This window comes from Kitasatospora sp. NPDC059571 (assembly GCF_042735675.1).
In the GTDB taxonomy this organism is placed as follows: Bacteria; Actinomycetota; Actinomycetes; order Streptomycetales; family Streptomycetaceae; genus Kitasatospora.
In genome coordinates, this window is the sequence record NZ_JBHWBW010000532.1 from 1 (window position 1) to 5,157 (window position 5,157).

4 protein-coding genes are annotated in these 5,157 nt (G+C 71.7%); all 4 read right to left on the reverse strand.

Annotated features, from left to right (window positions below; translation table 11 throughout):
* Positions 1-58: 58 nt before the first annotated feature.
* Entirely contained in the window at positions 59-2,110 is a 2,052-nt protein-coding gene (locus ACFV0G_RS34825; protein ID WP_380556620.1) for a glycoside hydrolase family 32 protein, read from the reverse strand.
* A 49-nt stretch (positions 2,111-2,159) separates the two neighbouring features.
* Positions 2,160-3,191 carry a glycosyl hydrolase family 32 gene (locus ACFV0G_RS34830; RefSeq protein WP_380556622.1) on the reverse strand — a complete coding sequence of 344 codons (1,032 nt, stop codon included), beginning with the start codon at positions 3,189-3,191 and terminating at the stop codon, positions 2,160-2,162.
* 172 nt (positions 3,192-3,363) lie between these two features.
* On the reverse strand, positions 3,364-4,287 hold the full coding sequence (locus ACFV0G_RS34835; RefSeq protein ID WP_380556624.1) for a carbohydrate ABC transporter permease: 924 nt from the start codon (positions 4,285-4,287) through the stop codon (positions 3,364-3,366).
* Positions 4,288-4,290: 3 nt separating this feature from the next.
* Positions 4,291-5,157, reverse strand: an 867-nt coding sequence (locus tag ACFV0G_RS34840) for a carbohydrate ABC transporter permease (protein ID WP_380556626.1), incomplete at its 5' end; no start/stop codon positions are given.

A 5,157-nucleotide genomic window follows, 5' to 3' on the forward strand; every position in this document is an offset into this window, starting at 1 on the left:
GGGGGGGGGGGGGGGGGGCGCGGGCGGGGGCCCGCCCCCCCCGCCGCTGTCGCGGCGATCAGTCGCTGAGGGTGACCTGGTCGAGGATCAGGTGGCCCCAGCTGCCGGTCGCGTCGTCGAGGACCTGCAGCTGCGCGCTCCGGCCCTGCAGGTCGGCGAGGTCCCAGGTGACGGGCCTGAGGGAGCCGGAGTCGTCGCCGGTGGCGGTGCGGACGGGCTGCCCGTCGACGAGGAGGTTGACGCTGGTGGCGCCCGGCCGGCCGAGCGGGTGGTTGCCACCGGCGATCAGCAGGTGCAGTGAGCGCCGGTCGACCGTGAAGGCGGGCGAGGTGACGGTGCCGGTGGCGGCGTCCGAGCCGCCGGCGAAGGTGTCGAGGACGGCGGAGCCCACCGAGCCCGGGAGGCTCTCCGCGGTGGGCCCGGTACCGGTGAGTCCGCCGGTTGCGGTCCAGCCGGTGCCGTACGTGGTGCCCTCGAAGTCGGCGAGCACGTCGGCCGGGCGCTGGGCGAGGTCGGCGAACTCGGTGACGGTGACATTGGCGAAGGTCGCGGCGCCGCCGCTGGTGAACAGGTTGACACCGTCGTCGGCCGGGTCCGGGAACGCCTCGGCGGAGTGGACGTAGCGGCCGTCGTCCACGAAGTACTCGATGGTGGTGCGGTCGACGAGGATCCTCAGATGGGCGTGGGTCTTCGCCGGGTCGTACGGGGCGTGGCTCTCCTCGCGCGCACCGGAGGGGTCGGGGTTCCCGGTCTGCCGCCGGTTCAGATAGCTGACGTCGTGGAAGATCCCGGCGTCCGCGTGCCGGCTGCCGTCGGCGGAGACCCGCAGCTGCACACCGAGGTTGTCGATGGTGCTCCAGCCGACGTCGGCGTCGAGTTGGTAGGCGGTGCCGTGGTAGCCGAGCCGGACCTGCCCGTCGACCTGGATCGTGCCGAGGGCGGTGACCCCGGTGGCGTGCTGGGCGAGCGCGGGCACGGGCTCGGAGGCCAGGGCGTAGCCGTCGTCGTAGTGCTTGAGGGTGATCCGGCGGGTGATCGAGTCGGTGCCGTTGAAGCCGTCCGCGGCCCAGGTGGGGGTGGTGTGGGGGTAGGACCAGTTGTTCATCCAGCCCATCGCGAAGCGCCGGTCCAGTGGGGCGGCCGGGTCCTCCCAGGTCACACCGGCGTACCAGTCGAGCCCGTGGTCGAGCCACTGGGGCGCGCCGGTGTCGGGGGTGAAGGAGGTGCCGTCGAAGGTGCCGGTCCAGTAGGCGTAGGTGTTGGGGTCCCCGGTGAGGTAGCCGTTGGCGCTGGCGCCCATGACCCAGTGCACGGTGCCGTCGTCGGCCCTGATCCGGAAGAGGTCGGGGCATTCGAGCGTGCCCAGGGAGCCGTTGGCGTAGTCGGAGACCCACGTCCAGGTCTTCAGGTCGGGCGAGGTGAAGAACCCGATCGCACTGCCCTCGGCGAGGAGCGCGACCCAGCGGTGGCGGGGCGCGTCCCAGAGCACCTTGGGGTCGCGGAAGTCCTTGCGGCCCCCGTTGGGCAGGACCGGGGTGTCACCGTAGGGGCGGAAGTTGCGGCCGCCGTCGGTGGAGTACCAGAGGAACTGCGCCTGGGGGCCGGAGGCGTCGGCGATCTGAGCGGGCGTGGGGTGATCCATCTGGGTGACCAGGACGACGATCGCGCCCGCGCCGAACCCCGCGGTGTTGCCGGTGTCGACGACCGCGGAGCCGGACCACAGGTCGTAGTTGGCGTTGGTCTTCTTCGGTGCGGCGACGCCCTGGTCGTGGAAGGCGACGTTGTCGCCGGTGGTCGCCAGCCGCCAGGCCGTGCCGACGGCCTGGCCGTAGTCGGCGTTGTAGAGGTAGTAGTAGTGGAAGGCCCCGTCGACGTAGACCGGCCGCTGCGGGTCGTTCTTCCAGTGGTCGGGCACGGTGAAGTGGTAGACGTCGCGGTAGCTGTCGGCGGCCAGGGCGGGGGCGGGCGCGGCCGGGCCGGGGGCCACGACACCGAGCGCGGTCAGGGCGAGGCCGAGGAGGGCGGCGAGCCCGAGCCGGAGCCGGGCCTTTCCGGGCCGGCGCAGCGTCCCGGCTGCGCCGGCCCCGTGGAGCGAAGGTCGGGAGGTCATGCTCGACTCCTGGACTTCCGTGGGGGTGAGGGAGGACGTGCCCGGGCCGTCAGCGGGTCGGGGGGCGGCCGGCGAGCACGGGTTCGGCGGAGGCGGGCGCCGGCAGGGCGGTGCCGGGCCCGGGGACGGTCTCGACGGTGAGGCGGCGGCCGTCCCAGCGGACGGGCATCGGGTCGCTGACACCGCCGGTGAAGCCGCCGTCCGGGCCGGTGTGGTGGAAGCCCAGCAGGACCCACCGGCCGTCGCTGCGGCGGCGGACGACCTTGCCGCTGTAGTACGCGTCGTCGGTCACCTGCTCGGCGGCGCCGATGTCGAACGGGCCGAGCAGGCTGTCGGCGGGCGCGGCCCAGATGCCGCCCCGGGTGCCGGTGGCGCGGCGGCTGTCGGAGGCGTGCTCGGCGAGGCAGGAGAAGATCAGGACGGGTCTGCCGTCGACGATCTCGGTCTGGGTGACCTCGAGTTGGCCGAAGCCGTGGGCGGTGGGGGCGGAGAGCGGCGGCCGCAGCTCCCAGTGGCGCAGGTCCGCGGAGACGGCGTGGCCGACCACGCCGCGTTCGAAGGCCGGGCCTTCGGTGGCGCGGGCGGTGATCAGCATGTGCCAGCCGTCGCCGCCCGGGTCGGCGAAGACCCACGGGTCGCGGAACGCCTCGTCGTGCCAGGCGCCCGTGTCGAGCGTCTCGTACCGGGCGGGGTCCGCGCCGAGCACCGGGGCGGGGCCGGCCTTGTGCCAGGTGGTCAGGTCGGTCGAGGTGGCGTAGCCGATGCGCTGGACGTTGCGGCCGTCGGGCGCACGAGTGGCGCCGGTGTAGAAGAGGAACCAGGTGCCGTCGGGGTGGCGGACGACCGAGCCGGTCCAGGTGGCGAGGTCGTCGAAGGCGGGGGCGTCGGAGCGGACCAGGGCGTCGGGCACCCGGGTCCACCGGCGAAGGTCGGTGGAGACCGCGTGGCCGATGGAGGCGCGGTAGTGGCGGGCGTCGGGGTCGTGCAGGGCGCGCGAGGCGTACAGGAAGAACAGGTGGTATTGCTCGCCGTCGTCGGCGAACCAGAAGTCCCAGACCCAGGAGTCGGGCAGTGCGAACATGGCGGGCCTTTCGGGCAGGCGAGGAGGGCCCGGCCGCGCGCGGGCGCGGCGGGCAACGGCTCGTCGGGCTGCCGGTCGTCGGATGAGTGGTGCGGGGTGGCGGACGCCCGGTGCGGCCCACCGGGTACGGACGGCGGCGGGGCACCCGCGCCCGGAACGGGCGCGGTGGCGGTCAGCCCTTGACGCCGCTGGCGGCGACGCTGCTGACGAAGGAGCGCTGGAAGGCGAGGAAGACCACCAGTACGGGCAGGGTGATCATGGAGGTGTAGGCCATGACCTCGCCCCAGGCGGGGTTGTCCTGGAAGAAGTACTGCATGCCGACCATGACCGGGCGGAGCTTCTCGTCCTGCACCACCATCGTCGGCCACAGGTACTGGTTCCAGGCCGGCAGGAAGGTCAGGATCGCCACGGTGGCGAAGGCCGGACCGGAGAGCGGGACCACGATGCGGCGGTAGATGGTGAACCAGCCCGCGCCGTCGATCCGCGCGGCCTCGTCCAGGGAGGTGGGGATGGTCGAGAAGTACTGGCTGAACAGGAAGATGGAGAAGGCGTTCGCGACGAACGGGATGATCTGCACCTTGTAGCTGTTGAGCCAGCCGATGTCGTAGACCAGGCTGCCGTTCTGGACGAGCAGGGTGGGCAGGTGGGCCACCCAGTAGACCAGCGGTACGGCGATCGTCTCGAACGGGACGATCAGCGTGGCGATGACGACGCTGAGGACCAGGCCGCGACCGCGCCAGCGCAGGCGCGACAGCGCGAAGCCGGCCATCGAGTTGACCACCAGCCCGAGGCCGACGACCAGCACGGTCACGAACAGCGAGTTGAGCAGGAAGCGCCCGACCGGCACCCGGTCGAAGACGGCGCCGTAGTTGTGCAGACCGACGTCGCCCACGGGCAGGAACGCCCGCCAGCCGCCGATGTCGGAGAGGATCTGCCCGTCCGGCTTCAGGCTCGAGACGAACATGAAGACCAGCGGGAAGAGGAAGAAGACCGCCAGGCCGACGAGGACCAGGTAGGACCAGACGCGCCGGCGGCTGCGGAGCCGGCGTTCGCTCGGCTCGGAACCCGGGCGGCGGGTACGCACTGTCTCGGCCATGGGTCAGTCCTTGTCGCGGGTGAGGTGGCGCTGGATCAGCGCGATGACGAGCACGATGACGAAGAAGACCAGGGACAGCGCGGAGCCGTAGCCGATCTGCTGCTGGCGGTAACCCGTGAGCACCGCGTGGTAGACCAGGGTCGAGGTCGAGTCGATCGGGCCGCCCTGGGTCATCACGTCGATCTGCACGAACAGGCCGAGCGCCGCGATGGTGATGGTGATCAGGACGAAGATCCTGGTCGGGCGCAGGCACGGCCAGGTGACGTCCCTGAACTGGCGCCACGGCCCGGCGCCGTCCATCCGGGCCGCCTCGTACAGCTCCTCCGGGATGGTCTGCAGCCCCGACAGCCAGATCAGCATGTGGAATCCGACGGCCTGCCAGACGGACAGCACGATGATGGCGAACAGGGCGGTGCTCGGGTTGTTGAGCCAGGCGGTGCCCTGCCAGGCGCCGAAGGTGATCGAGTTGATGAAGGAGTTGACCAGGCCGTCCGGCTGGTACATGAACTTCCAGAGGATCGAGACCACGACGATCGAGGTCACGACCGGGATGAAGAAGATCACCCGGAACGCCGTCACACCGCGGATCCTCTGGTTGACCAGCAGCGCCAGGAAGAGCCCGAAACCGGCCTGGACGGGGACGACCACGGCCGCGAAGGCGAAGGTGTTGAGCGCCGAGCGGAAGAAGGTCGGGTCGACGGTGAAGGCCCGGACGAAGTTGTCGAGGCCCACGAACCGCAGCGGCTCTGGCGAGATCAGCCGCGCGTTGGTGAAGGACAGCGCGAAGCCGAGCAGCACCGGCACGATCAGGAAGGCCAGCAGCAGGACGATCGCGGGTGAGGCCATCGCCAGGCCCGCGCGGGCCTCGCC

Excerpts from the sequence above, each read along its gene's own strand:
- ACFV0G_RS34830 (WP_380556622.1), bottom strand. The coding sequence starts at position 3,191 with ATGTTCGCACTGCCCGACTCCTGGGTCTGGGACTTCTGGTTCGCCGAC.
- ACFV0G_RS34825 (WP_380556620.1), bottom strand. The coding sequence starts at position 2,110 with ATGACCTCCCGACCTTCGCTCCACGGGGCCGGCGCAGCCGGGACGCTG.
- ACFV0G_RS34835 (WP_380556624.1), bottom strand. The coding sequence starts at position 4,287 with ATGGCCGAGACAGTGCGTACCCGCCGCCCGGGTTCCGAGCCGAGCGAA.